30 protein-coding genes, 1 tRNA gene and 3 pseudogenes are annotated in these 25,870 nt (G+C 42.5%); 14 read left to right on the plus strand and 20 right to left on the minus strand.

What is annotated here, in order from left to right:
* Positions 1 to 21: 21 nt before the first annotated feature.
* From BHV72_RS11465 to BHV72_RS11500, 8 genes are all read right to left on the minus strand, one after another.
* The gene (locus BHV72_RS11465) at positions 22 to 969 is read right to left on the minus strand and encodes a DUF5712 family protein (protein WP_117988198.1); all 948 of its coding nucleotides are present in this window, start codon (positions 967 to 969) and stop codon (positions 22 to 24) included.
* A gap of 4 nt (positions 970 to 973) precedes the next feature.
* A complete protein-coding gene (locus BHV72_RS11470) occupies positions 974 to 1,558 on the minus strand; it encodes a BfmA/BtgA family mobilization protein (protein WP_117988199.1) in 585 nt (194 codons plus the stop codon).
* Positions 1,559 to 1,842: 284 nt separating this feature from the next.
* Positions 1,843 to 2,175 (minus strand): helix-turn-helix domain-containing protein, encoded by a 333-nt coding sequence (locus BHV72_RS11475; protein ID WP_007478806.1) that lies wholly within the window; start codon positions 2,173 to 2,175, stop codon positions 1,843 to 1,845.
* Between the two features lie 129 nt (positions 2,176 to 2,304).
* Complete coding sequence (locus tag BHV72_RS11480; protein WP_080715581.1) at positions 2,305 to 2,736, minus strand: RteC domain-containing protein; 432 nt, start codon at positions 2,734 to 2,736, stop codon at positions 2,305 to 2,307.
* Positions 2,693 to 2,920 (minus strand): hypothetical protein, encoded by a 228-nt coding sequence (locus BHV72_RS11485; RefSeq protein ID WP_173664699.1) that lies wholly within the window; start codon positions 2,918 to 2,920, stop codon positions 2,693 to 2,695. Before BHV72_RS11485 ends, BHV72_RS11480 begins: the two co-directional genes overlap by 44 nt.
* 120 nt (positions 2,921 to 3,040) lie before the next feature.
* The gene (locus BHV72_RS11490) at positions 3,041 to 3,691 is read right to left on the minus strand and encodes an HAD family hydrolase (protein ID WP_117988202.1); all 651 of its coding nucleotides are present in this window, start codon (positions 3,689 to 3,691) and stop codon (positions 3,041 to 3,043) included.
* Entirely contained in the window at positions 3,688 to 4,293 is a 606-nt protein-coding gene (locus BHV72_RS11495) for a sugar O-acetyltransferase (RefSeq protein ID WP_117988203.1), read from the minus strand. Before BHV72_RS11495 ends, BHV72_RS11490 begins: the two co-directional genes overlap by 4 nt.
* 13 nt (positions 4,294 to 4,306) lie before the next feature.
* Entirely contained in the window at positions 4,307 to 4,816 is a 510-nt protein-coding gene (locus BHV72_RS11500; protein WP_117988204.1) for a nitroreductase family protein, read from the minus strand.
* A 109-nt stretch (positions 4,817 to 4,925) separates the two neighbouring features.
* Here BHV72_RS11500 and BHV72_RS11505 point away from each other — a divergent pair, with 109 nt between their 5' ends.
* From BHV72_RS11505 to BHV72_RS11520, 4 genes are all read left to right on the plus strand, one after another.
* Positions 4,926 to 5,768 carry a helix-turn-helix domain-containing protein gene (locus tag BHV72_RS11505; protein ID WP_117988205.1) on the plus strand — a complete coding sequence of 281 codons (843 nt, stop codon included), beginning with the start codon at positions 4,926 to 4,928 and terminating at the stop codon, positions 5,766 to 5,768.
* A gap of 196 nt (positions 5,769 to 5,964) precedes the next feature.
* Positions 5,965 to 6,279 carry a helix-turn-helix domain-containing protein gene (locus tag BHV72_RS11510; protein WP_117988206.1) on the plus strand — a complete coding sequence of 105 codons (315 nt, stop codon included), beginning with the start codon at positions 5,965 to 5,967 and terminating at the stop codon, positions 6,277 to 6,279.
* Entirely contained in the window at positions 6,266 to 6,559 is a 294-nt protein-coding gene (locus BHV72_RS11515; RefSeq protein ID WP_117988207.1) for a DUF3876 domain-containing protein, read from the plus strand. Before BHV72_RS11510 ends, BHV72_RS11515 begins: the two co-directional genes overlap by 14 nt.
* Before the next feature lie 53 nt (positions 6,560 to 6,612).
* Positions 6,613 to 6,906, plus strand: a complete 294-nt coding sequence (locus BHV72_RS11520; RefSeq protein WP_117988208.1) for a helix-turn-helix domain-containing protein — start codon at positions 6,613 to 6,615, stop codon at positions 6,904 to 6,906.
* 287 nt (positions 6,907 to 7,193) lie between these two features.
* On the opposite strand, the pseudogene BHV72_RS11525 reads toward BHV72_RS11520, so the two are convergent.
* Positions 7,194 to 7,661: pseudogene (locus tag BHV72_RS11525) on the minus strand (site-specific integrase); the annotation flags it as partial.
* Between the two features lie 328 nt (positions 7,662 to 7,989).
* Between BHV72_RS11525 and BHV72_RS11530 the strand changes: the two are divergent.
* Genes BHV72_RS11530 through BHV72_RS11540 form a run of 3 tightly spaced genes read left to right on the plus strand, consistent with a single transcriptional unit; the run spans position 7,990 to position 11,045 of the window.
* The gene (locus BHV72_RS11530; protein ID WP_286856041.1) at positions 7,990 to 9,321 is read left to right on the plus strand and encodes a site-specific integrase; all 1,332 of its coding nucleotides are present in this window, start codon (positions 7,990 to 7,992) and stop codon (positions 9,319 to 9,321) included.
* Between the two features lie 3 nt (positions 9,322 to 9,324).
* Positions 9,325 to 10,668 carry a site-specific integrase gene (locus BHV72_RS11535; protein WP_117988210.1) on the plus strand — a complete coding sequence of 448 codons (1,344 nt, stop codon included), beginning with the start codon at positions 9,325 to 9,327 and terminating at the stop codon, positions 10,666 to 10,668.
* A gap of 2 nt (positions 10,669 to 10,670) precedes the next feature.
* Positions 10,671 to 11,045 (plus strand): virulence RhuM family protein, encoded by a 375-nt coding sequence (locus BHV72_RS11540; protein ID WP_117988231.1) that lies wholly within the window; start codon positions 10,671 to 10,673, stop codon positions 11,043 to 11,045.
* Here BHV72_RS11540 and BHV72_RS11545 read toward each other — a convergent pair.
* From BHV72_RS11545 to BHV72_RS11555, 3 genes are all read right to left on the minus strand, one after another.
* The gene (locus BHV72_RS11545; protein WP_117988211.1) at positions 11,017 to 11,214 is read right to left on the minus strand and encodes a hypothetical protein; all 198 of its coding nucleotides are present in this window, start codon (positions 11,212 to 11,214) and stop codon (positions 11,017 to 11,019) included. The two genes, BHV72_RS11540 and BHV72_RS11545, sit on opposite strands and share 29 nt — an antisense overlap.
* Before the next feature lie 174 nt (positions 11,215 to 11,388).
* Positions 11,389 to 11,694 (minus strand): helix-turn-helix domain-containing protein, encoded by a 306-nt coding sequence (locus BHV72_RS11550; protein WP_117988212.1) that lies wholly within the window; start codon positions 11,692 to 11,694, stop codon positions 11,389 to 11,391.
* 53 nt (positions 11,695 to 11,747) lie between these two features.
* Positions 11,748 to 12,059, minus strand: a complete 312-nt coding sequence (locus tag BHV72_RS11555) for a helix-turn-helix domain-containing protein (protein WP_117988232.1) — start codon at positions 12,057 to 12,059, stop codon at positions 11,748 to 11,750.
* A 409-nt stretch (positions 12,060 to 12,468) separates the two neighbouring features.
* Between BHV72_RS11555 and BHV72_RS11560 the strand changes: the two are divergent.
* The 3 genes and pseudogenes from BHV72_RS11560 to BHV72_RS11570 all read left to right on the plus strand — a co-directional run bounded on the left by BHV72_RS11560 (position 12,469) and on the right by BHV72_RS11570 (position 13,784).
* Positions 12,469 to 12,935 (plus strand): annotated as a pseudogene (locus BHV72_RS11560) (DUF3408 domain-containing protein).
* A gap of 280 nt (positions 12,936 to 13,215) precedes the next feature.
* Positions 13,216 to 13,638: a conjugal transfer protein MobA gene (gene mobA / locus BHV72_RS11565; RefSeq protein WP_117833898.1), complete on the plus strand. Its 423-nt coding sequence runs from the start codon at positions 13,216 to 13,218 to the stop codon at positions 13,636 to 13,638.
* Positions 13,617 to 13,784, plus strand: coding sequence for a hypothetical protein (locus tag BHV72_RS11570; protein WP_230327105.1), 168 nt, complete (start codon positions 13,617 to 13,619; stop codon positions 13,782 to 13,784). The genes mobA and BHV72_RS11570 overlap by 22 nt, the downstream gene beginning before the upstream one ends.
* 339 nt (positions 13,785 to 14,123) lie before the next feature.
* Here BHV72_RS11570 and BHV72_RS11575 read toward each other — a convergent pair whose 3' ends face one another.
* From BHV72_RS11575 to BHV72_RS11590, 4 genes are all read right to left on the minus strand, one after another.
* On the minus strand, positions 14,124 to 15,320 hold the full coding sequence (locus BHV72_RS11575; protein WP_005678306.1) for an MFS transporter: 1,197 nt from the start codon (positions 15,318 to 15,320) through the stop codon (positions 14,124 to 14,126).
* Positions 15,321 to 15,390: 70 nt separating this feature from the next.
* Positions 15,391 to 16,134 carry a DUF1349 domain-containing protein gene (locus BHV72_RS11580; protein WP_007656374.1) on the minus strand — a complete coding sequence of 248 codons (744 nt, stop codon included), beginning with the start codon at positions 16,132 to 16,134 and terminating at the stop codon, positions 15,391 to 15,393.
* 137 nt (positions 16,135 to 16,271) lie between these two features.
* A complete protein-coding gene (locus BHV72_RS11585) occupies positions 16,272 to 16,646 on the minus strand; it encodes an acyltransferase (protein WP_005678303.1) in 375 nt (124 codons plus the stop codon).
* Positions 16,647 to 16,736: 90 nt separating this feature from the next.
* Complete coding sequence (locus BHV72_RS11590; RefSeq protein WP_286856059.1) at positions 16,737 to 17,501, minus strand: response regulator transcription factor; 765 nt, start codon at positions 17,499 to 17,501, stop codon at positions 16,737 to 16,739.
* An 86-nt stretch (positions 17,502 to 17,587) separates the two neighbouring features.
* Between BHV72_RS11590 and BHV72_RS11595 the strand changes: the two genes are divergently transcribed.
* The 4 genes from BHV72_RS11595 to BHV72_RS11610 all read left to right on the plus strand — a co-directional run bounded on the left by BHV72_RS11595 (position 17,588) and on the right by BHV72_RS11610 (position 22,675).
* A complete protein-coding gene (locus tag BHV72_RS11595; RefSeq protein WP_005678300.1) occupies positions 17,588 to 18,337 on the plus strand; it encodes a DUF1349 domain-containing protein in 750 nt (249 codons plus the stop codon).
* A gap of 11 nt (positions 18,338 to 18,348) precedes the next feature.
* A complete protein-coding gene (locus tag BHV72_RS11600) occupies positions 18,349 to 18,897 on the plus strand; it encodes a flavodoxin family protein (protein ID WP_005678299.1) in 549 nt (182 codons plus the stop codon).
* Positions 18,898 to 19,029: 132 nt separating this feature from the next.
* The gene (locus BHV72_RS11605) at positions 19,030 to 21,360 is read left to right on the plus strand and encodes a hybrid sensor histidine kinase/response regulator (protein ID WP_286856061.1); all 2,331 of its coding nucleotides are present in this window, start codon (positions 19,030 to 19,032) and stop codon (positions 21,358 to 21,360) included.
* A complete protein-coding gene (locus tag BHV72_RS11610) occupies positions 21,353 to 22,675 on the plus strand; it encodes a sigma-54-dependent transcriptional regulator (RefSeq protein WP_117988215.1) in 1,323 nt (440 codons plus the stop codon). The genes BHV72_RS11605 and BHV72_RS11610 overlap by 8 nt, the downstream gene beginning before the upstream one ends.
* A gap of 183 nt (positions 22,676 to 22,858) precedes the next feature.
* Here BHV72_RS11610 and BHV72_RS11615 read toward each other — a convergent pair.
* The 4 genes and pseudogenes from BHV72_RS11615 to BHV72_RS11630 all read right to left on the minus strand — a co-directional run.
* Positions 22,859 to 23,647: pseudogene (locus BHV72_RS11615) on the minus strand (phage integrase SAM-like domain and Arm DNA-binding domain-containing protein); the annotation flags it as partial.
* Positions 23,648 to 23,889: 242 nt separating this feature from the next.
* Positions 23,890 to 23,962, minus strand: a tRNA-Lys gene (locus BHV72_RS11620).
* 80 nt (positions 23,963 to 24,042) lie between these two features.
* Positions 24,043 to 25,173 (minus strand): AI-2E family transporter, encoded by a 1,131-nt coding sequence (locus tag BHV72_RS11625; RefSeq protein WP_286856062.1) that lies wholly within the window; start codon positions 25,171 to 25,173, stop codon positions 24,043 to 24,045.
* 25 nt (positions 25,174 to 25,198) lie between these two features.
* Positions 25,199 to 25,804 (minus strand): thymidine kinase, encoded by a 606-nt coding sequence (locus tag BHV72_RS11630; RefSeq protein ID WP_009131905.1) that lies wholly within the window; start codon positions 25,802 to 25,804, stop codon positions 25,199 to 25,201.
* Positions 25,805 to 25,870 lie beyond the last annotated feature (66 nt).

Genomic DNA, 25,870 nt, shown 5'->3' on the forward strand with positions numbered 1-25,870 from the left:
CACAAAAAAAGTCTAATTTTATCAGCTTAATCTTGGTCTTCGTTTCTTCTTTTTCTTGTGTTTCAGTAGTTGTTGTTCATCCGTTGGCTTGATCTCCATAACCGATGGAAGTATGGGTAATAAAGAAGATAAGCTGCTTTTATCTGTTTGTTGGTATATTGATTGGTTTACTGTTAAGCTGGTTTGCTGTTGTATTGAAGTATCTAAAATCGTTTTTACATTTTTATCTGTTTTTACATCGACAATCTTTTTCTTTTCGCCAACAAAAAATATTTCATGGGTGTTCAGTTCACGCTCTTGCGTCAGTAGTTTATCCATGACAGGGCTGTTCTTCATGGTGTTACAATACCCGAACTTTTCGGATAGCTGTCGATGGTAGTTGAACAATTTATCAAATCCCTTTTCTACGTTCTCAAACAGGGCTGCACGGTCAAACCCGCCTGCAATAACGCCTTTCTTAGTATTGCGATGGTTGGTAAGCGGGCTTATTTTGATCTTGTTCGATTGGTCTTTACGACTTACAATTAAATGGCAATGCATGTTCAGACGATTGTCGGAGTGGTTACGGGAAAAATGGATTTTGCCGTAAAACTTTATATCCGTTTCGGATAGTCCTTTGTTGAAGTTCTTGGCGTATTCTGGGATAAATACCTCACGGATATAGCGTTTCATTGCTTCGGCTTGTTCCTGCTCTGTGTTACCCATTACTCGGAGTTCCTTTTCCGATGGGCTGACATGAATAGCGTAAAACTTGGCATCTGTTTTTAGGAGTTGTCCGATATTTGTATCTATATCCTTTATGACCTTTGATTTATAGATATTATTATCTGTCAGATTGAAAAAGCCTTCGGTATAGATACCCTTTTCTATCCTTTCTAAATCCTCATGTTCGAGGTAATATGCTAACTGTCGGCTACTGCCTGCATTGTTATATGTGCCGTTAGATGGTGGAGCAAAGTCTATGTGCATAAGCTTATGTATTTATAAGGTTTGTAATTTCTGCTTTTAGATTATCTTTCCTTTTGCTATCCATCACACCACAAGCAGAAAGTTCCGAATAGAGTTGTATTAGGTGAAGCCACTTTTTATAGTCCCGTTGGTGTATCTGATAAAGTGCATTAATCTGTTTGGACTGATTGTTTATCACATTGGCATGATTGCCGAACTGCTCGCTTAACTTTTTAAGTACGGCTGTTTGTCTCTCTTGACTGGCTTCCAGTTGAGAGAGAATAAGAGCTTCTAAAGTTTTGCCGATAGCGTCGAAACGCAAAGCAATAGAATTTGTTGCCCGTATCATGGGATTCAGTTGTTCTTCCTCGTAGTGACGGATGAAACGGATAATATCATCCTGTCTCTTATTTATTTTCGCCAGTTCTGATTTTACGGATTCAGGTGCTTCGGATGGATTGATATGCGCCTTATCTATATACCCGAACGCTAGTTTTACAACTTCACTCTTTTTCAGTGAATAGCGTTTACATATCTTCTCTACCAAAGCTGCCGTTTCCTTGTCTATGGAAATGGTGGTAAATATTGTTTTTCGACTGCTGTTTGGCATGGTAATTACTTTTTTATAGAAATATGAATAGATAAATACCTGATAATAAGCATTGAAAAGAAAATGCTTATTACAGGTGTCATTACAGCGTGTTCTTGTAACACGCTAAAGCCGAAGGCTTTGCCCCGCAGGGCAAGAGGGAAGAACAGGACTTGTCCAGTTCCCTCTTGCTCGATTTAGTGAAACGGGCTGAACCGATAGGTGAAGCAGTTTCTGTTAAATCGAGGTGACAACACAAAGAAATAGCCCGCACACAGGCTTCTTCCTTCTACTGCATTTTGCTATCAGGGCTGATTTGTCAACTGATTGTCTTTTTCAAACCGTTTGTAGGTTTGGGAATCGGCACGTTCACGAACAAAAGCTCGAATATCTACAGCCCGATAATAGGTTTTCCTTCCGATAGTGAAATAAGGAAGTTGATTATTTACTCTATAGCGTTGAAGAGTTCGGAAAGATACTTTCAGGAGAAAAGCTAAATCCTGATTATCAAGAATCTTCTCATTATCATCTAGTACTGTATCAGTATTGATAAGAGATTTCAAATCTTGTCCGATTACGGTGAGCTTTTTAGATAGCTTTTCCATCCACTTCTCAAAGTTTTCATTGTCTATATACATTTTGCTTCATTTTTTAGTTCAACATTATTATTTTCAATCGATTGATGAAGCAAAGTACGGTAAATGGATGCAAATGAGTTAGGGGTGTAGTATATCTACTCCCCTAACAATTGTTGGTAAGTTCTTGATTTATAGATAGCCTTTCTTTTTACTTTCTTCGGCAATAGCTTTGCGAAGTGTATCTAAAAATTCAGTTACTTTAGATGGCTTGCGCTTTATGACGCTTTCGTGTTTCTTGTGAACATCTCCTAATTTGATATTAAAGAGGTGTTCAAATGCTCTCCCAATTTCTGTTAATGGTGATTTTGTTCCGGCATGGGTTACTACTCTTTGTGATAGGAATAGTCCACTAATCAACTCCATGATTTCAACTAGGTTGGTATTGTCGGTCAAATAGAGTGGTGAAGGTGGAAGGCTGCTTATTCTATTTTGAAATTGGCTGGGGTACTGAATTTTTAGATTCAGCAGTTCCATTTCTGCGGTAATAGTAGCCTGTACCTTTTGTATGAACAGCTTTTTAAGCGCATTTTTCCCCCTGCCCGTAAAGAGGTATTGTTTCAAGTAAAGCTATCTCGATACGGGTAGCTGCAAGAATTCGATAAGTAGTTGAATAATCATTTCCATTACTTATAGTTCTAATCTGTTCAACAAATTCGCCATAGGCTTCTTGCATTTCGTTATTAGTTACTTCTTGTGAGGTTTCAGAGAATAGTCCGAACATCCTCATGTTTAACAATACATTCATAAGCATAATTTTAATGGTAAGTATTATATAGAAAGACTTAACGCCTGATTTCATGCTTTTATATTACCAATAAATATCCATTATGCCAGAAAATACTAAAATCAATCTACGAATATGAATCTAAACTAAATGAGCTTCTTTCTTTAGAAAAGAATGAAGTGATTTGATAGAACTAAACACATATCCTTGATTTTCCTTTTCTAATTTCTTCATTTTTGAGAGTGAGGCTATCCATGCAGCAGATAAGCATTGTATTCCAACTTTACTACAAGCGATAATATCGGAAAATTCATCTCCAACATATACCATTTCTGCTGGTTGGATATTATATTTTAACATTAGTTCCGCCATTGATTCCGCTTTTGTGTTTCTATCTGGCGATCCGATTGAAATACTATCAAAAAGAGCTTCCATTTCAAAATGGTGAAGCGTAATATCACAACTCCTTTGACCTTTACCTGTTATTAAAGATACAATAATTGAGTTCTTCTTCAATTCTGTTATCAATTCTCTTATCCCCACAAATGGTTGAATGTAGACTGTGTGCATTTCTTTGTATATCACATAAAAATCAATCAGAGCTTTTTCCCAATCTTCTGAAACGACCTCTTTAATCATTCCCTCTTCATTAAGTCCGAATGTTTTCACAATATCATCTTCTGACAATATTTTTGATGCATAGGGAGATACTGCCTGTTTAAAGGCTTCGATACACATTGGGATTGTATCGGCAATTGTACCATCCAAATCAAAAGCGACCAATTTTATCATAGTTTCTTAGTTTGATTGATTTGACGTATCACTTTACATGGATTTCCAACGGCTAAACTATTTGCCGGAATATCTTTTGTAACAACACTACCTGCTCCAATTACACTACCGTACCCAATTGTTATTCCGGGAAGGATTATTACACCTCCACCAATCCAGCATCCATCCTCAATTGTAATAGGCAAAGCGTAAGTGCGGCGAACTCGTTTTATTCCATCTTCTGTTTCAACAGGCGCTAGCCGTTCATCTAAATCAATAGGGTGAGTTGCTGTATAAAGCTGAACATTAGGGGCAATAAGAACATTACTTCCGATAGTGATTTTATTACAATCCACAAAGGTACAACCGGTATTTACAGTAACATTATCCCCTATATGTATATTGCAGCCATAATCACAAATAAATGGACTGGCAACCGAAACTTTCATTCCGATACTACCTAGCATCTTTTTTAGCAAGCTGTGTTTTTCTTCTTTATTCTCATAAGGTAATGAATTATATTTCATCAATAACTTATGTGTTCGGGTCTTTAAATCCAAGAAAACTTGGTTATGACAATCATACCATTCACCGGCCAGACATTTTTCCATTTCTGTTTTCATAATTGTTACATTTTTATAAGATTGAAACTATTTCGGTTATATCTTTTCTTTTAGATGATTTTTCAGGTGGTTGTTTTACATAACCTAATGAAATAATTGCCACAGGGTACATATTGGGAGATAAATGAAGATTATCCTTTAGCATATCAGGATCGAAATTACATACCCAGCAGCTACCTAATCCTTGTTCTGCTGCGGCTAAACAAATATGTTCAGTCGCTATTGCTGCATCAATATCTGCATGGTTCTTATTGTCTGATTTTCTCACCCAAGAAATTGATTTGTCAGCACAAACTACAATATAGAGTGGAGCTTCGGTAAACCATTCACGTGGATAAGATTGTTGAATCAGTAGTTTGGTTTTATTACTTTTTACGACAAAAAAGTGCCAAGGTTGATAGTCTACAGCAGAAGGAGCAAAACGGGCACATTCTAAAATGTAGTCGAGTTTTTCTTGCTCAATCATATCAGAAGAATAGTTTCTTGCTGAATAACGCTGTTTTGATAGTTCTAAAAAGTTCATAAATAATCTAATTTTGATTTATGGCAAAGTTATACCTATTTTATTTCAAATATAGGTATATATTTTCGCTATATTGGTATAATTCCGCTTTATGTGTTATATTTGAGGAATGAAAAAAGAAAATCTTCATCAACCGTTTGAGATCAGCTTTAACGAGCATAATGAATCGTTATTAACTGAGCATGAGCATACTTTTTTTGAATTAGTCTACATCTTAACAGGAACAGGTATTCAATGGATTAACAATAACATGTTTCCATATCATGATGGACACTTGTTCTTGATAACTCCAAATGATTCTCATTCCTTTGAGATTCACACAACTACAAAATTCATTAACATCAAGTTTAATGACATCTATATACATTCAGCTATATTTGGTTCAGAGAATATCCAGAGATTAGAATTTATTTTGCAACATGCAAATCATCAACCGGGTTGCATCCTTAGAAATAAGGTGGATAAGCTATTAGTGAAACCAATGATTGAAACAATTATTCGCGAGTATGTAAATAGGAATCTGTATAGTAAAGAGATTATCACGCAGTTGATAAATACTATAATTATTGTTGTGGCAAGAAATATAGCTATGTTTTTACCTCAACAAGTCGATGAATGTTCAGATGATAAGTCTCTCGATATTCTTCAATATATCCAAGCAAATATCTATCAAACAGGTAAAATTAGAGCAAAAGAAATCAGTCAGCATTTTGGTATATCTGAAAGTTACTTGGGACGTTATATAAAAAAGCACACCAACGAAACAATGCAGCAATACATATTAAGCTATAAACTAAAATTGGTCGAAAGCAGATTGTTACATAGTCAAATGAGAATAAATGAGATTGCCGAAGAACTAGGATTTACCGATGAAAGCCATTTGAGTAAATTCTTTAGAAAAAACAAAGGCTGTAGTCCTTCAAGTTTCAGAAAAAGTAATAAGGCAATATGATGCGTATCCATTCTTAATCTAATATATTTCAGCGATAACATATATACTATTTATCTGTTTTCTTATTTCAATAGGAAGCCAGCAATAGTCAAATCTCACCACTTCCAGACAGTTTTTAAAACGTCTCTTAATTCTTCTTTCATTTGCCGATGAAAATAGAATCAACACGTTTTATAAACCATTAAAAATTAAAAGTATGGAAGTAGTAACCATTGAAAAGAGAACCTTTTCGTATATCAGCGAACGGTTCATTGAGTTTGCCAAACGAATAGAAAGTTTGTGCAGCACTCATACCCAGAAAGTAGGAAACTGGCTGGATAGTCAGGAAGTGTGCCTGTTGTTGGGCTTTAGCAAACGAACACTGCAATATTACCGAAGCAGTGGACGGTTGGCTTATTCTCAAATCGGGAGCAAGATTTATTATAAGTCTTCCGATATTGAAAGAATTATTGCGGACAGTGAAACACTGAATCAATCACCTAAACAAATCATGCCTTATGAAAAGAACTAAAGAAGATTATCCGTCCTTCAACCTGTTTTCTATTGTCGGCACATGGGAAAGCGTTAATCTGAATCCTACGATAATCATTTATCGGAGCGATAAAGAGTACCTTCTTTCTATTATATATGTATCGGAAACCACCAAACAGGCTTCGCCCGCTACTTGTGAGATACAGCAAGATGGTAGCCAGTATTTTATTGCCACTGAATCCAAACGGCTCTATGTAGATTATGATTCGGCAAAAGACGTACTTAACATTTCATCTTTGGGTGACTATCTGCGTAACTAGCCAGCTATCTAGCCATCTTGAAATCAAGATTTCAATAAAACAATCTTTCAATCATGGAATTAATAAATAAAGATACCCCACAAGTCAAAGAATTTATTTCTTCGCTTGATTCGATGCTAGACGGCATTGAATCTATTGTCAAGCATTACAAGCCCCATCTGAACGGAGAACGTTTTCTTTCCAATAATGAGGTTTCAAAAAAGTTGAATGTCAGTTTGCGAACCTTGCAAGAATGGCGAGATACAGGATTAATCCCCTTTATCCAGATAAAAGGGAAAATCATCTATCGCCAAAGTGATATTGACAAACTGCTCCAAAAGCATTATTTTGAAAGCTGGAAAGAATAACTTGCCAGCCCTAAAAACATTGTTTTTCGGAATTCAATTTGAATCATTGACTTTTCCAGTGAAGTATTTAGTCTGTGCAAGTCTTTTTCTAAAAATACGCTCGGAATGTAATGGAGAGGAAGATTTTTAGGAAAACCCATAGGGCTTGGACTTGAACAGGCTAAATACGGAACTTACCTTTGTCAATGCTTCATATTGAGTTCTGGGAAACTTACAATAAAAGAAAAAGGATTGAGAAAATGAAATTCATTATTCCCAATCCTTTTCTTTATGTGGCTACTACTTTATTATATCGCCAATTCCGACAAACTACTATTTACTTTTTGCATATCCTTGAAAATATTCTGATCCAGTACCCTTGCATAGTGCTTTGTCACACTGGTATCTGCATGACCTAACATCTCTGCTACATTCTCCATACTTACACCATTTGCAAGGCAAATGCTCGTGGCATACGAGTGACGGGCTGTGTGAGTGCTAAGATTTTTGTGAATTCCGCACACATCGGCAATTTCTTTCAAATAACTGTTCATGCGTTGATTACATAATACAGGCAAAAGTTTTCCAGTGCATTCTGCCACATCTTTATACTTGTCAAGTATAGAAGCTGCCACAGGTAACACAGGAATGTTACACATGATTTTTGTCTTTTGACGGTTCTTCCTTATCCAAAGTTCTCCTTTGTTATCTCTTACCAAGTGTTCAGGTGACAAGTCTTTCACATCGCTGAACGCCAAGCCAGTGAAGCGATAGAAAACTATCAATGCGACCAATAGAGGAATCCGGCAAAAGAACTGCAATTCGTTGTAAAGCAGCAAAATTGCGTTGGTTTGCGCAGTTGGGTAAATAGCAAAAACAGGTAGAATAACGAACCTGTTCAGCTACCAAGTCATTACCTGTTTTCATTTCATTTAGATGCAGTCAATCAGGGGATAAACTGTCAGTTAAAAGGTATTTCCATCCGGGAATCCCCCTTTATCCGGCAGATTTTGTCCGTCCGGTTTTGATTGCGCCGTTCTGCCTGATTCTCATATCATTCGATTGGCGAAGTATGAGTAAAATTGCAATCAAAAAAAGTAACGCATGAAAACAGAAATGAAAGTGCTGCTCTACATCAAGCGCGGCGTACAGGACAAGGACGGCTTTTCTCCGCTCATGGGCAGAATATCCGTCAGGGGAAAGGTGAACTCCATCGCGCAATTCGCGTGCAAGTTCAAAATCGATGTGCGGTTGTGGAACGCCACCGCCCAACGCTGCACCGGCAAAAGCAAATCGGCAACAATGGCAAACAGGGAGATTGAACGGGTACTGCTATTGTTGCAAAAGCGGTTCAACGAACTTTCCGACATCCGGGATGTCGTGAAGGCGGAGGAAGTCAGAAACGTGTTCCAAGGTCTGGCTGAGACCCAGGACACCATCATGAAGCTCTATGCGGAGCATAACAGCGACTATGCCCTGCGTGTAGGGGTGAACAGGGCGGCAAGCACGTTCTACCAGTACCGGAACACCTGCCGGATACTCGGTGAGTTCCTGAAAGAGAGATACCATGTGTCGGATATGCCTGTCAAGCAGCTGGATGAAAACTTTATCGAGGCGTTTGATATGTATATGCGCACGACAAGGCGTTTCATGCCCAGGACCATACTCGGACATGTCAACCGCCTGAAAAGCGTGATGATGCTTGCCGTGTTCCGCGGCATCGTCCCTTTCAGCCCGTTCAAAGGCTATGCGCCGCAGAAACCAGTTTTCAAACAGATGTACCTGACAGAAGACGAGCTTGACAGGTTTGCGAACACTACCTATGACACCCCCAACCGTAATTTCACGAGGGACATGTTCCTGTTCTCGTGCTGGACGGGTATCTGCTACTGCGACATGAGAAGCCTGACAGCCGCCAATCTGGTGAGGGCGGACGACGGCAGCCTGTGGATTCACACGGAAAGGCAGAAGACGGGCACGCCCGAATGTGTCCGGCTGATGGAGATACCGCTGAATATCATTGAAAAATACAAGGATATGGACAGCACCGGGAAACTCCTTCCGATGCTGACCAAGGAGAGCATGAACAGACACCTGAAAAAGATGTCCGTGATGTGCGGCATCAACCGTCCGGTCTCATTCCATCAGGCACGTCACACCTTCGGAAGCATCATCTGTCTGTCACAGGGAATCCCGATAGAGACCGTCAGCAAAATCATGGGGCACCGGCATATCACCACCACCCAGCGGTACGCAAAAGTCACGCAGGATAAAATAGACCGGGACGTGGACTGCCTGAACGGTGTTATTGGAAGCAAGTTCTCCTTGTCCGGCATCGACACCGCCCCGTCACCCATTCTGAAAGACTACAGCCAACGGAAAGTCAATCCGAGCTTGAAGCAAAGGGAGTATATAACCAAAATAATGGAAGGGTAAGCCATGCGAAGCACATTCAAACTATTGTTTTATATCAACCGCCTGAAAATAAAGAGAAACGGCAGATGCCCGATTATGGGACGGGTCACCCTCGACGGGAAGATAAGCCAGTATTCCACAGGGTTGGAAATAGAGCCTGACTTATGGGATGCAAAAGTGGGCAAGGCATTCACGGACGGTCGTAAGACCGGAAACATCACCGGCGAAAAAAGAAATGAGTTGAACAGGCTGAACTCATTATTGGAGGCTTTGGAGGAGAAAGCGAAATCCGCCTACAAAAGAAACGTGGACTCTTATGGCTTCGTCTCGGCGGAAATCATCAAGAATGCAGTCACCGGGAAATCCGATGTCAAAGAGACATTGCTGTCCCTGTTTGACGAACATAACGGGGAATATGCCAAACGTGTAGGCGTTGACCGGACACGGCATTCCTATGTCCGCTATCTTACCACGCGCAAGCATATATACAATTTCCTGAGATACAAATATGATTTGGAGGACATTCCGCTGCGTTCACTGACGATGAAATTCATGACCGACTTCACATTCTATTTTTCAACCGTACTGCGGTTGAAAGTTTCCGCCTACAATGACTATCTGATCCTGCTGCACAAGATGACGCGGCTGGCTTTGAAGAAGCACATACTTAAGCGCGACCCGTTTGCCGGGCATAAGGTTGAGAAAGTGCCGGTAAACCACCGCCACCTGACCGGGGAACAATTCGAGAAGCTGCTCAATGCCCGACTGCCGACCTACCGCCTGTGCCATACACGCGACCTGTTTGTCTTTTCGGTGTTCACGGGCATCGGCAGGGCAGATCTGGCAAACCTGACGGAAGACAACATCATCACGAAGGAGGACGGTTCCAAATGGATCCACATCGCGCGGCAGAAGACCAAGGCGGAGTGCCATATCAAACTTCTTGACATACCTCTCCGCATTATCGAAAAATACAAAGGGGAAGGCAAGGACGGAAGATTGTTTTACGTCCCGCAGACCTGTAACCTGTGCCGCAGCCTTAAAATCATAGCCGAACAGTGCGGTCTGGGCTGTCACCTGACATTCTATCAGGCACGCCACAGTTTTGCGACCCTTATCTGCCTGAGCAACGGGGTTCCGATAGAAACCATCAGCAAGATGATGGGACATTATTCCATACGCACCACCCAGATATATGCCGAGATAACCAACCACAAAGTGAGCAGGGATTTGGAAACCCTGTCTGAAAATACCAAAGGCAAATATGCGTTGCCCGATGACGGTATGCCGTCACGGGTGTTCAAATGCGGAAATTACAGCGGTTGGAAAAAGGAGTGTGCATCAAGTGATGAAACTAAAATCAAGTGACAATGAATAGAGGAATAATAACAATCAGTGAAACGGGTGCGGTCACGATGCCGACCGTATCCGTATGGATGACGCAACAAGAGATAGCCGACCTGTTCGGCGTGTTTTCCTGCCACGTCCGCAAGGCCATCCGTTCCATCTACAAGAACAAGGAACTGAATGAACTTGATACAATGAAGTATCTCAGGCAAGCGGATGGAATCAGTTATGATGTTTACAGCCTTGAAATGATTATCGCCATTGCATTCAGAATATGCAGTAAAGAGAGTGTCTTGTTCAGACGGTTTATAATAAATGAAATTAGCACCATTAAGAAGGCTACACCGATTACACTGTTTGTTGCCAGCGTCAGAGGTAATAACCGATGGTATAGTTGAGGTTCATTCCGCCAGTCTCTCGTTCCCGATGCACGGATGCAAAGGTAGCGTATGGCTTGATGGCAGCGGCAAGGTCGGGCGGCAAAGCCGTTTCGAACAGAATCTTCCTCCTTTGGAGTGTATTCAGCCCGAAAACCTTGCCACTGCCTGCCATACGCTTGAAAAGCATCCGGCAACGGAAATAAGCGACTGATGGGAAATCAGAAGAAAGAAGAGAGGAACGGCTTACAGACGAAGCGGAATTTTGATGCTTCGTCCGTAAGCCGTTCCTTTCTCTTTTTGCCGAAAGTCCGTTGCTGATGCAACCATAGGGCAGACGGCAAACTGCGCTCTTTCAAGAAAATCATGTGCCTGTCAGCCGATAGGCGGAGCGGTAGCCGTCAGCAAGCATCCTTTCGATGTCGGATTCACGGTAGAGGATTTTACCGCCTAACTGGATATAGGCTATGCGTCCTTTGTTTCGATAGTCCTGAAGTGTCCGGCGGCTCACTTTCAACCGTGCCGACACCTCCTTGTCGGTGAAGAAACGTTCACCGTTCAGTGTCGGGCGGTAATTGGCGGTCAAATGTTCGAAGCTGTCCAAAAGACGGTCGAGACTGCCCATGAAGTGGATTATCCACTCGTTGTCCTTGTTAATCAGTTCATTCATGTTACTTTGGATTTAGTGGGTATTGTTAGTTTACTTCGTTCATTTCATCAAGTTTATATAGTTCTTCCTTTGAACTTTGCTTCTTTGCGCCTGTCCTCCACAACGGAAACAATGCGCTGTACATCATCGAGACGGTAGTAGGTCTTGTGGTTTATCTGCGAGTAAGCCAGCGTCCCGTTGTCCCGAAGCGTCTGCAATGTGCGTGGACTGATGTTGAGTATCCGGCAAACGTCCTGATTGTCCATCCACTCGTCCATTGTCTTCTCTCCGTGCCGCTGACAGATGGCATCCATGCGACTGACGAAACGGTCGAACTTGGCGACCATCGCCTCAAAGGTCTTTCTTTCAATTGATACGATTTCCATATACATACTTTTTATTGTTACTGTTTCTTTTGCCGCAAAGGAATACATAATCTGTTATCCGGCAATGGATTTCCCGGAAGTGGAAGCATGTGGCACAGGTTGGTAGAGGTTGGCACAGATTGGGGCTATATTCTTAATTCCGGAAATCAGGAATGTGGCAAGAGAAAAAACAAGGGCTTAATTCAAGCCTGACTGTGATTGCACCTTTGTTCTTCCGGTTATTCATATCCGGCAAATCTGTGAAGTCCTCACCAATATCTCTATCACCATAAAGCAAAGTCTCACAATATTGCCTAATCGAATCCAAGTTATTGACTGACGGTACTAAAACGTCTTACTTTGCTTGCAACAATCGGTCAAGGTACTGACCAAGACCACAGTAATAACTTAATCAACCTGTTTTATGACAATGAAAAGAGAACCAAGTATCAGTGAGCAGCAGGCTCGTGAAATCGTGGAAAGAATGGGACGCAGGGAATCCCGCAGTGAGAAGTCTATGGACGACTTCTACCGGAATATCGGTCTGGATCCGGAACCGCTGGCACAACCCGGCAAGATCGTCACGAAAAAAGCGGAAACAACTACGGTGGATGAACCGTCAGGCGGAACGCCCGAAGATGTGGCAGTGCCACAGAAGCGTGTCAGCAGCAAACAACGCAGGCTGTCGCTGGACGAGTACCGTACCGCTTACCTGCAAGTTCCTGTCTAACCGACCGCAAACCCGTGTTCGTCAGCGGTGAAGTGCGTGACCGACTGGACGGGATTGTCCGCCGTCTCGGCGGGCATGGCATGAGTGCGTCGGGACTCGTTGAGAATCTCGCCCGCCTGCATCTTGAAACCTACCGGGAGGATATCGAGCAGTGGCGCAAACTCTGAGCGGATTACGGTAGAACCGGTCAAGCCGGTGGATACACTCCATCGGTTTGACTAATATTCCAAATGAGTTATTATACTCACAAACCAATCCGACAAGCGGAGGATTCTTGTGTCCTCAAAGACACAGCAAGATATATTTTCAGTTACCCGAATAATTCTAAGTAACTGAAAACACCTTCACCGCCGTGGGCAGAATTATCCTCCGCAGTCGGATAATTTCGGGGTTCCTTAATCAAAGATTAGACAATGGACAAGCTATAAAATTAAAAGAATAAGAAGAATGAAAAAGAAGAGCAAGTACGGGAGAAATCCCAAGTTGAATCCGAAGACACACTGCGTGATGGTGCGCTTCGATGATGTGGAATGGAACAGGTTCCTGACGATGTACGAGGAATCACAGGTGTATGCGAAAGCCGTCTTTCTCAAAGCGCATTTCTTCGGACAGAAGTTCAGGGTACATAAAGTGGACAAAGCAATGTTGGAATACTGTACCAAGCTGTCCGACTTTCATGCCCAGTTCCGCGGCATAGGCACCAATTACAACCACGTCGTGAAGGAATTGCGCATCCATTTTTCGGAGAAGAAGGCGATGGCGTTGCTCTACAAGCTGGAGAAACATACCATCGACCTTGTGAAGTTGAGCCGGGAGATTGTGGAACTTTCAAGGGAGATGTATGTCAAGTGGGAACAACAGAAGGAATAATTCCATACCACACTAAGCGCCCGCAGATTCGCAGTCCGGTGAATGAGCGTAGTCCGTCAGGCAATTTCATTGCCGACCATGTCATCATCGGACGACCGGGTTTTCAGATCAAGGATGATAACCGTCCGAAAGGGATAAAAATATAACTTTTATTGTGGGCAGTAACGTCATTGTTTTCGTTACTGCCCACAATAACAAATAATCCTTATCGCTTTTGGATATTGGCTGATAGAAGTTGGTACAGACAAATTTAACAAAATAGAACAAAAAAAGTAACTACTCAGCTATGCAAAGTCGTTGAGTATCAACTCTATTGCACGAGGTCAATCTTGCGTAATGCCCGATTTTCATCGAAATATAGTAAATCAACAAGTTTGCTACTGTTGATAATCAAGCATTTGGGCACATTTAGATACCTGAGTAGTTACACAAAAAAGCAATGCAATTTTTTTATACGTTGCACACTGATTTCTTATTTTGCAGAATTACAGCGAACAAGTTTCTCTTTCGTTTTGCAAATCTACTTGCAGTGTAATCTGTTTGCTTCTTAATATTATAGATGAAATTATAGCAACAATCAAAGCAAACACGGCAATACCTATAAATGACACATGCAAACCGTAGCGTTTTCCTATGAATCCGATTATAACCGGACCAAGAAGTATGCCGGAATATCCAAGAGCATTAATAAAACTAATGATGTTGTGTACAGCCATCCCTTTTATGTGGGCCGCAAAAGATACTAATTGAGGAACTACATTGGCCGCACCACAACCGACCATAGCAAAACCAGCTACAGAAGCGATCGCACTATCAATTGATACCACAATCAGGAAACCAGCGGAAATAAGTAATGCCCCTCCGCTAATCACAGTCCTTCGTCCAAATCGATCGACGATCTTGTCGCCGCAAAGTCTCATAATAGTCATTGCTATGGCAAAAGCGGTATAGAAAAATCCGGCCACGGACATGTCAATGCCACGCTCTTGACTAACAAAAATTGCTGACCACCCCATTACAGCACCTTCCGACGCATACATGATAAAACATAACAAACCGACCACTATCACCATAGGTGGAATATAAAATTTCTTATTCACATCCTGTTTCGGATGGTCGTTGCTTTTAAGTACCTTTGAGGATAGAAGGTCACGGCATCCGGCCATCATCGCAGCCAATACCAATATCATAAATATTACGACCGACCACATAGGGATTATTCCGAATGCGAAAAGAGAACTCATCACACCGGCACCGATGAGCGTACCAAGTGAATAACCCCCATGAAATCCTGACATCAGATGTTTTCCTGTCTGACCTTCAACTGCAACACCATTCACATTAGCAGCAACATCGATGGTGATAGTACAACCGCCGAATACCAATAACATTATAGCCGTCAGGGTGAAGTTAGCCAATAGGCTTATCGTCAATAGAGAAAAAGCCATTAAAAATCCGGAGAAATAAACTACTCGTTTTGCGCCAAATCTCACACATAGCCAACTTGATAAAGGAAGTGCTATTATTGAACCCAACCCGGTACAAAGCATCAGAAGTCCTAAGGAAGCTTCGTCCAAACTAAATGCACGTTTAACATACGGTACAAGAGGTGCCCATGCAGCCTCAAGACAACCTATGACGAGAAAAGCGGTGCGATTTGCGATAATTGGATGTTTACTCATCGTTTAAAGGTATAAGAAAAGCGCACATTTTGAATATGTGTGCGCCTTTGAAAATGATTAGATTGTTTTATTATTCTGCTATATTACCCTTTCTAAAGTCAGCGACAGGTTTATCTGTCAGAGATACTTCGGTGAATAGGCAGGTGTGTTCATTATCCTTAGGACTCTGTGAACTGATGCCTATAAGCAATTTTTCAGGAAAGTCATTCTTATAGAGTCGGGCCATACGCCATATTTTACCATCTTCTGAGAAATAGCTACCAAGGGTTGTGCCATCGGAGGATAATCTCATATAAACGTATGGAGCCGTGATTGCCTGATGGTTATTGTCATCAGAGGTGCCTAATGTGCGAACTGACACCACTCGGTGATCGCCATACTCATCCTGCTCGAAACATAGTTTTTGACAATGTGTGTCGTTTTCATAAGCATATATCACCCCTGCCGAATAAGTTCCGGTTTCAGTGAATTCAGGCTGCACTTTAGCCGTGAAAGTGAAAGGTTTGGTGTTGTCAACCTCTGTGAAGATGACCGCAGAGTTATTGACTACGCTTCCATCCGGGGAACGGAAATAATCAGTTTGAGGACCGGCCACAAATTTGAGCGTGTCGCCAAGAAGTGTGATGCCATTCTCTCCGCCGTTTTTCGACTTTGTAAAACGAATTCCTCCTACATTGATGTCGCATGTGGCGAGTTCAACGTTTTCTGTTGTAGCTTTCTTGTCAGAATTTCCCGCTTTTTTCTCTGGTTCTTTCTGGGTGCATCCAGCCATTACAAGACTTGCAATGATTGCGATAAATACTAATTTTTTCATTATGATATTGATTTGATTATTATTAAATTGCAATTTCCTTGTGATTTATTTGCGGTTGCAAAGTTAGATAGAACAAAAGATGTGCACAATACTGATTTCTAACCAATTTTCGCATCAATAGCAATAGGAATTAGCTATTATTTGTTGAATATCAATCCTCTACGGCCTACTACCAACGAATTATCAGGAACATCTTGGGTTATGGTACATCCATGTGACATGACACAACCATTACCAACACTAAAGCTACCCGCGACAATTATAGTTCCTGTACCAAAAACACAACGATTGCCTATTCTTGCTCCCGGAAACAAAATAAGTTCTCCTCCTATGATATTATTATCTCCGATATAGATGTCATCACCTACTCCTGTGCAATAAATAGAAGCTCCGTGTGTAAGAGAAACGCCTTTACCAAAATGAATTGGCACAGAACTAAAAATACGTTCACATTCATTTTGCAGAACTGTTATGCCTGCTTCCAATTCTAATTTACCAGCAAATTGATTCATCTTTTTCGCTTTTATATGCCCGCAAAATTACGAACCAATAATAACTGGTACAACACTGATTTTTAACCAATCATAAAGCAAGAGGGCTCATTAAATAAGATTCATTCTTAATGCGATTTCTACAGCAGCCGCAGTATTAGCGACTTTTAATGAAGCTAAAATATCCTGACGATGGCGATTAACGGTATAAACGGAAATATTTAGGTTGTCTGCAATCTGTTTACTGGGCACCCCTTTCGCTATTAGTGATAGTATTTCAAGTTGTCGCCGACTAAGGATTTTTCGGTCGCATGCTTCGTACACGTTTCGTCTAACGGTTTCTCCTGTCACGAGATTTACAATAATACCGTCTTGTTTGTTATGAGAACCAAAGTATGGAGAATAAGTGCATAGACCGAGAATGACACTTCCACCGTTGCTACAACTAAAATATCTCGTTGTATGTAATATTTTTATTGTCTCATTACTCCCTGTCCGATAGAAACTGATTATACACGAAGCCGAGAAATTTGTCTTTTCATTTATGGGAAGTTCTTTTATAAAGTTGAAGAAACGAAGTTCGAGTATATGACGTTGAATAAGCTCTTCTTCATTCGCGTGGCTGAAAACGGTATTTTCAAAGGCAGATGTATGATCAACCATATATTCCGGGAAGTCCATTATAGTTTGACCGAATCTGCCAGAATATATATGACATTCGTTGTTTTGAAAATCTGACACAACTGCTATACCTTCTGTTGCAAGAGCATAACCATTTGCGCACGCTCTTGCTTGAGCAAGCATAAATTCCTTATTTTCAACATCTTCAAACTGCTGCTCAGTCAGAAGCGATTTTAGTTGATGTTCCTGTTCCATAGTGAATTGGTTAATTTTCACCATTGCGGGATTGCGCCAATAGTCCTAATTTTGCCACAAAATTACGAATAATAAATGATTCAAAGATGAAAAGAACCGTTTTATATGGAGCATTTCTTGTTGGATGCCTCTCTTTAGCTGCATGTCAGCAGCACAAAGAGTCCAAAACAAGTGAACCGGATTTGACCGGTAAAGTGGCTGAAACAAGCCAAATCACAGACTGTGAGATAAAAGTGGGAGATGTCACTTTTACCAAATCCATCAATGGCGCAGATACATGTGTAACCATACTTGCAGACGGAGGATTGGAATTCAACTGTCCCGGAGGACTTGACTTCTTCTGTGATCCTAACGAGGGTAAGCTGTCCAACAATACACTGCCTGTGTTACTGATTCCGACCGATAATACAAAGCCATTCACGCTGACAGCTAAAGTAACCCCTGAGTTTACCTCTGATGGACTTTACAATGCCGCCGATCTTTTTGTGTATGTCAACGATACACTTTGGCAGAAACTTGCCTTTGAGCAGGACGAATATGGCAACCACCGCATCGTAACGGTACGAACACAAGGTACATCGGATGACAATAACCATGATAAGATAGACGCAAAATCAGTCTATATGAAAATATCTTCTGATACTCACACTATCGCCAGCTACTATTCATTAGACAAAAAAGAGTGGCATATGGTGCGTCTGTATCGTAATGAATATCCCGATCAAATATATCTCGGCATCAGCAGCCAGTGTCCGCAACATGGTGGATGCACAAGCATCATCGAAGATATAACTCTTAGTCATGACAACGTAGGAGATTTCCGTATGGGTGAATAAATGTAAAGGATATGAGCAAACGAATTTTGATTTTAACCGGCAGCCCACGACGGGGAGGTAACAGCGACCTTATGGCGGACGCTTTTGCGAAAGGAGCATCCGAAGCGGGCAACAGTGTTGTGCAGTTTAATACTGCGCATAAACATATTCAAGGATGCAGAGCTTGCGATAATTGTTTTAGCAAGGAGAATAAAGCCTGTATTTTTAATGATGATTTCAATGAACTGGCATCTTTGATGGCAGAAAGTGATGTCATCATATTCTGTACCCCTCTTTATTGGTACTCGTTTCCTACCCAGATAAAAGCTGCCATAGACAAGTTTTATTCTTTCATCATAGGTAAAAAAGATGTGCCTATTAAGGAATGTATGCTTCTTTCGTGTGGAGAGTTGGAAGACCCACATGTATTTGACGGTATAGTGCGTTCCTTTGAACTCATTGCGCAAGATAGGGGATGGAAAAACAGAGGCCATTATCTTGTAAATAGTGTCAATGAGAAGGGGGCTATTTCAAATACCGAACATCTACAAAAGATATATGATATCGGAAAGAAATTTTGAATTGTCTATTGAGGATGTTCTATAATCCAATTTGATATAGCATCTTTATTAGACTGAGCTTCAAAGACCATACAGCCCGTAAGCCTATAAAGACCTACGGGCTGTATTATCAATAATCAATGGCAATAACGCATGAATCGACATAACGCTGAAACAAGACACTTCCGTATGCTGACTTCCATAGGCTATCTACTAATAGCTTTGCTGGTAGGCGGCATCATGTACACATGGCTTGGCGAATGGCGAGACATGGAGGGACTGGAAGCCAAAAACCGAGAGATCGATGAATTTCGAAAAGAGGTAAACAATATTCATATTCATTTGATAGAGTTTTCCCTATTGGGTGAAACGATATTGGAATGGGATAATGACGATTTAGAACTTTACCATGCTCGGCGTATGACAATGGACAGTATGCTTTGTCGGTTCAAAGCTATCTATCCGGTAGAACGCATCGACAGTGTACGCCATTTTCTCGAAGACAAGGAAGGGCAGATGTGCCAAATCGTGCAGATACTTGAACAGCAACAAGCCATCAACGATAAGATAACCAGTCAAGTACCTGTAATCGTGCAGAAGAATGTGCAGGAACAGCCCAAGAAATCCAAGCGCAAGGGTTTCTTAGGCATCTTTGGCAAAAAGGAAGAAGCGAAACCAACTGCGACTACTACGATGCTCCGTTCCCTTAATCGGAATATGATAGCTGAACAACAGGCACAAAGCCGCCGTTTGTCGGAACACGCCGATAGTCTTGCTACACGAAATGCGGAACTCAACAGACAACTGCAAGGACTGGTAGTTCAAATGGATGAGAAGGTGCAAGCAGACATACAGAAACGGGAAGCTGAGATAACAGCCATGCGGGAACAATCGTTTATTCAGATAGGTGGCTTGACAGGATTCGTTGTGTTGTTATTGGTAATCTCTTACATAATCATCCACCGAAATATCACCCGTATCAAACGGTACAAACGAGAAACTGCGGATTTAATAGAACAGCAGATACAGTCTATCAAACAAAACGAGGCACTGATTGCCTCTCGTAAAAAAGCCGTTCATACCATCACCCATGAATTACGTTCTCCACTGACGGCAATAACGGGTTATGCCGGACTGATGCGGAAAGACTGCAATACGGATAAAACCGGGACATATATCCGAAACATTCAGGAATCTTCTGACCGCATGCGTGAAATGCTGAACACCCTGCTGAATTTTTTCCGGCTGGACAACGGCAAGGAACAGCCTAATTTCTCCGCATGTAGGATTTCCGCAATCACACATACGCTCGAAACGGAGTTTATGCCAATCGCCATAAACAAAGGACTGACTCTGACAATACATTGCCACAAGGATGCCTTTGTATGTACAGATAAGGAACGCATCTTGCAAATCGGGAACAACTTGCTGTCCAACGCCATCAAGTTCACGGAGAACGGTGGCGTTTCTCTGACAACGGACTACAATAATGGCGTCCTGAAACTTATCGTCGAAGATACGGGCACAGGTATGACCGAAGAGGAACAGCAGCGGATATTCGGGGCGTTTGAACGTCTGTCAAACGCTGCTGCAAAGGATGGCTTCGGATTAGGTCTTTCCATTGTTCAGCGTATTGTGACAATGCTCGGCGGCACAATCCGGCTGGAGAGCGATAAAGGCAAAGGTAGCCGTTTCACGGTGGAAATTCCCATGCAGACAGCCGGGGAACAGCCGGAACGGATAAATCAGACAAGGATTCATCATAACCATAGATTCCACGATGTGATTGCCATCGACAATGACGAAGTGCTGCTCCTGATGCTAAAAGAAATGTATGCACAGGAAGGGATACATTGCGATACCTGCACCAATGCAGCGGAGCTGATGGAAATGATACGCCGGAAAGAATACAACCTGCTTCTGACGGATCTGAATATGCCGGAAATCAACGGCTTCGAGCTGTTGGAACTGCTGCGCACCTCCAATGTGGGCAACTCAAAGACAATCCCAGTAGTCGTGACAACCGCTTCGGGCAGTTGCAGCAAGGAGGAACTTATGGAACGTGGTTTCTCCGGATGCTTGTTTAAACCTTTTTCCATATCGGAACTGATGGAGGTTTCAGATAAATGCGCCATGAAAGGCAACCGGAATGAAAAGCCGGATTTCACCTCCTTGCTGTCATACGGCAATGAATCCGTCATGCTGGAGAAACTGATAACGGAAACCGAAAAGGAAATGCAGGCAATCAGGGAAGCGGGTCTAAAGAAAGACCTTCAGGAACTGGACGCCTTGACACACCACCTGCGAAGTTCATGGGAGATACTCCGTGCCGACCAACCGTTAAGGGAACTATACAAATTGCTTCATTGCGATGGCACGCCTGACGATAAAACAATTGGCAATACCATAAAATCCGTGCTGGATAAGGGTTCGGAAATCATCCGGCTGGCAAAAGAAGAAAGGAGAAAATACGAAAATGGATAATACAAAAATCATCGTGGTGGAGGACAACATCGTGTATTGCGAGTTCGTCTGCAACCTGCTGGCACGCGAGGGATTCCGCACCGTGCAGGCTTTCCACCTCTCGACCGCGAAGAAATATCTGCAACAGGCCGCAGACGGGGACATCGTGGTTTCCGACCTGCGCCTGCCAGACGGCAACGGTATCGACCTGCTGCGCTGGATGCGCAAGGAAGGTATGATGCAGCCGTTCATTATCATGACCGACTATGCCGAAGTGCATACGGCGGTTGAAAGCATGAAACTCGGCTCGCTGGACTACATACCCAAGCAGCTTGTGGAGGACAAACTCGTCCCTCTGCTCCGTACCATATTAAAAGAACGGAATATCGGACGAAGCCGTATGCCCATGTTCTCGCGTGACGGCTCGGCGTTCCAGGCCATCATGAAGCGGATAAGGCTGGTAGCCCCCACCGACATGAGCGTGCTGATCTTCGGGGAGAACGGCACGGGCAAGGAGCATATCGCCCACCTTCTGCACGATAAGAGCAAGCGAGCAGGAAAATCGTTTGTGGCTGTGGACTGCGGTTCGCTCACCAAAGAGCTTGCGCCGTCGGCCTTTTTCGGACACGTCAGAGGGGCGTTCACTGGTGCGGACAGTGTCAAGAAAGGCTATTTCCATGAAGCCGAAGGCGGCACGCTGTTTTTGGACGAGGTGGGCAACCTCGCACCGGAAACCCAGCAGATGCTTCTGCGTGCCATACAGGAACGGAGATACCGCCCGATAGGTGACAGAACGGACAAAAATTTCAATGTCCGTATCATCGCCGCCACCAACGAGGATCTGGAGAAGGCGGTCAATGAAAAGCGTTTCCGGCAGGATCTATTATACCGACTGCACGACTTCGAGATAACCGTCCCGCCGTTGCGTGACTGCCAGGAGGATGTCATGCCTTTGGCTGAGTTCTTTCGTGAAATTGCGAACCGGGAACTGGAATGCGATGTCATCGGCTTTGACGGAGAAGCCCGCAAGACATTGCTGACCCATGCGTGGCCGGGCAATGTCCGCGAGCTTCGTCAGAAAATCATGGGCGCGGTGTTGCAGGCACAGAAGGGTCTTGTCACGAAAGAGCATCTGGAACTTGCCGTGACAAAACCTAACTCACCCGTCAGCTTCGCCCTGCGCAGCGATGCGGAAGACAAGGAGCGTGTCTTACGCGCGTTGAAGCAAGCGAACGGGAACCGCAAGGTTGCCGCCGAACTGCTCGGAATAGGACGTACGACGCTGTACAACAAACTGGAAGAATATGGATTGAAGTATAAATTTCAGCAACCATAGCCGGTAATTCGCTGAATTTGTATGATTTTGATTATCAGAATTTGGTTAATTCTCAAAATAATATTATCTTCGCATTGAGCTATTTGAAATGATTGGGAATCATGCAAAATGATGAAGGCAGGTGGTTTCTAAACCATTACCTATACCTCTATTGTTGGCTTGTAATTTATTGATAATCAACTACACATTAGTTAGTGCAACAAATGTGAAGCTGCAAAATGCAAAAACGTCACGTACCTGTTCTACTCGTTTAATTGTGAACTCTTTAGCGAGAATGATTTTAATCTCGTCCATCGTCAGAAATTCGGGATCAGTTTCTTCCAGTTTGAAGCGGTAGTAAGCAAATGGATCTTTCTTTATCCAGTCGTTTTCCAGAGCAATGCGGATAATCTTTTTCAAATTCTTAAGTCGGGTGATAGCGGAGTTCTGCGCACAACCTTTTTCAATCTTCAAGAAAGCATCGAACTTAGAAATGAAGTTGGCTTCCAAGTTGTTCAGAGCAATATCCGATAACTGATATTCTTTCTTTATGAATTCCTCCAAATAGCGGGTAGTGGTTTCATACCGTTGAACGGTCTTACTAACAAAGTCTTTGCCAATCAGCTTACGGCTTTGTTCGTTATGCTCTCTGAATACCTGCAATAGCGTTTTGTTATCTTCGTCCACGCCATAAAACAACTTTCTCACAAGATCAACTGTGATAACCTTATCGGAAGCTTCCAATTCTCTATAAATTTGGTGTATGCGTGAACGTGTGATTTCTAAGTAGTGGTTCAGTTCCACTGACATACGGTCTTTGCCTTTTGAATTCTCTTTAGCCTGATTCCATAGGTTTACGGGACAGCTTCTTTTGATAGAAATATCTACCATACAGCCGTTTACGGTGATTCTCATGCACACGGGTGCTTCTCCGTTCTTTAATAATTTGCCTTTCTTGATGAAGAACAAAACAGAAAATGATTTTCGAGCCATTTTTACATCGTTTTTAGAGTTACAAAACTATGTATTCTCTTCCAAAGTAAGTCTATGCAAAATACTATGAATCAGTGAGAAAGATGCAAATTCGTGGGACTTTTTTCGACTAAATTTTAGTCCCACGATTTATCCACCGATAATATGCTTGAAACGGCTGTTTTCTGCTACCTGCCAGAAAAAAGAAATCCCTGATAATATCTGATTATCAGGGATTTGCTTGATTTCTCTTGTTGTTTCAGTGATCCGCCTGGGGCTCGAACCCAGGACCCCAACATTAAAAGTGTTGTGCTCTACCTGCTGAGCTAGCGAATCAAACCTTTATTGCTGTTAAGCGGGTGCAAAGATAGGCACTTTTATTTAATCTGCAAGGAATATAAGGAAAAAAGTTTGCATTATTTTTCTTTGGTACCCTCTATCGGTTGATCCTCAGTAGATTCCGTTCGATAAATATTTTCTTGATTAATGATGTATCGTTGATAATAGGAGAGCATCAGCGTGGTAAGTGGCAAGGCTATGATCATCCCCAGCATACCCATTAATGAGCCCCAGACAGAGAGGGAGAGCAAAATAATGGCAGGATTCAACCCGGTTATCTTTCCCATGATGCGGGGCACAAGGTAACCATCTTGTATGATCTGTACCACTATGAATACAGCCGTTGCCGAAGCTATGATAATCCAGAAATTATCGCCGGTATCCGCAGCTTTCAGAATGGCGAGCATAATGGTAGGGATAAAACCGATGATTTGCAGGTAAGGCACCATATTCAGCGCACCGATGAACAGTCCCAAGCCAATAGCCAGAGGGAAGTCGATAATCAGAAATCCGATACTGAACAAGATGCCTACGCACAAAGCTACTAATGCCTGTCCGCGGAAATATCTGTTCATGCCGTCTTTTACGTCGTTCAGTATGCCGGTCACTGTGTGCCGGTATTTCTTGGGCATGAGATGTGTCCAGCCTTGGGATATACTTTCATAATCGAGCAAAATAAACACTATATATAATAGTATAAGGAAGACAGTGAAGAACCCGAATAAAAGGTTTATGGATTCCGAGACTAATGCCCACAACTTGGGAACGGTCACTTTAAGGGCATCCAATATGTTTTCCTGACTGAACATCTGCTCTAATATGTGCATGTCAACATTCTGCCGGATAAACTCGGAGAGGGTAGTGGGCACGTTGCTTGCAGTATGGGTAGTACTGAAATATTCTATTAGCAAATCCTTCACCCGAAAGAACTCCTGAATCATGGGCGGCACAAGCAGATAGAACGCAGCTCCCCCTATAATGGTAAGAGTGAATAAAGCACAGAAGATAGAAGCAATTCTATTCTTTAACCGCAGCTTATATTGGAAAAAGGATACTAACGGATATATCAGGTAAGCAATCAGCCATGCCAGGAAGAACGGAAGCAATACTCCACTCAACCGCTTCAGAAGCATCAATATACCGATGATAATGGCACCGAGAATGACGGCACGGATAAAACTGTCGAATGTTATCTTCTTACGTTCCATAAGGCTTATGCTTTTTTATTTGTTGTCAACTGCCAGCCGCTTTCTGGTCTTCTTTCACTGCCCGCAGATAACATTCACGGCAGAGGGGTTCGTATTCGGCAGTTTCTCCCAGAAGTACCTGCTTGTCGTTCTTAACGGTACGGTGAGAGAAGGATGCCAGTTGCCCGCACTTCACACAGATGGCGTGAACTTTGGAAACTTCGTCGGCAATGGCACACAGACCGGGCATCGGGCCGAACGGAAGTCCGCGGAAGTCCATATCCAGACCGGCTACAATAACGCGTACGCCATTGTTGGCAAGCTGATTGCAGACATCGATCAAACCGCTGTCGAAGAATTGTGCTTCATCGATTCCTACCACATCTATTTCCGAAGTGAACAGCAGGATGCTTGCCGAAGAATCTATCGGGGTAGATGCTATGGAGTGGCTGTCGTGTGACACCACCTCTTCTTCCGAATAGCGGGTGTCGATGGCTGGTTTGAATATCTCTACACGTTGTTTGGCAAACTTAGCACGTTTCAGGCGGCGAATCAGTTCTTCTGTCTTACCAGAGAACATGGAGCCGCAAATAACTTCGATTCTTCCTCTACGATTGGTTTCCTGTATGTGGTCTTCCGAGAATAATACCATTGTTTTAAAAGTTTATTTTAGCCGCAAAAATAACACTTTTAATGGCTTTCCGATATTATTTCATTA

Source organism: Bacteroides sp. 43_46 (assembly GCF_001915455.1).
Lineage (GTDB): Bacteria > Bacteroidota > Bacteroidia > Bacteroidales > Bacteroidaceae > Bacteroides > Bacteroides caccae.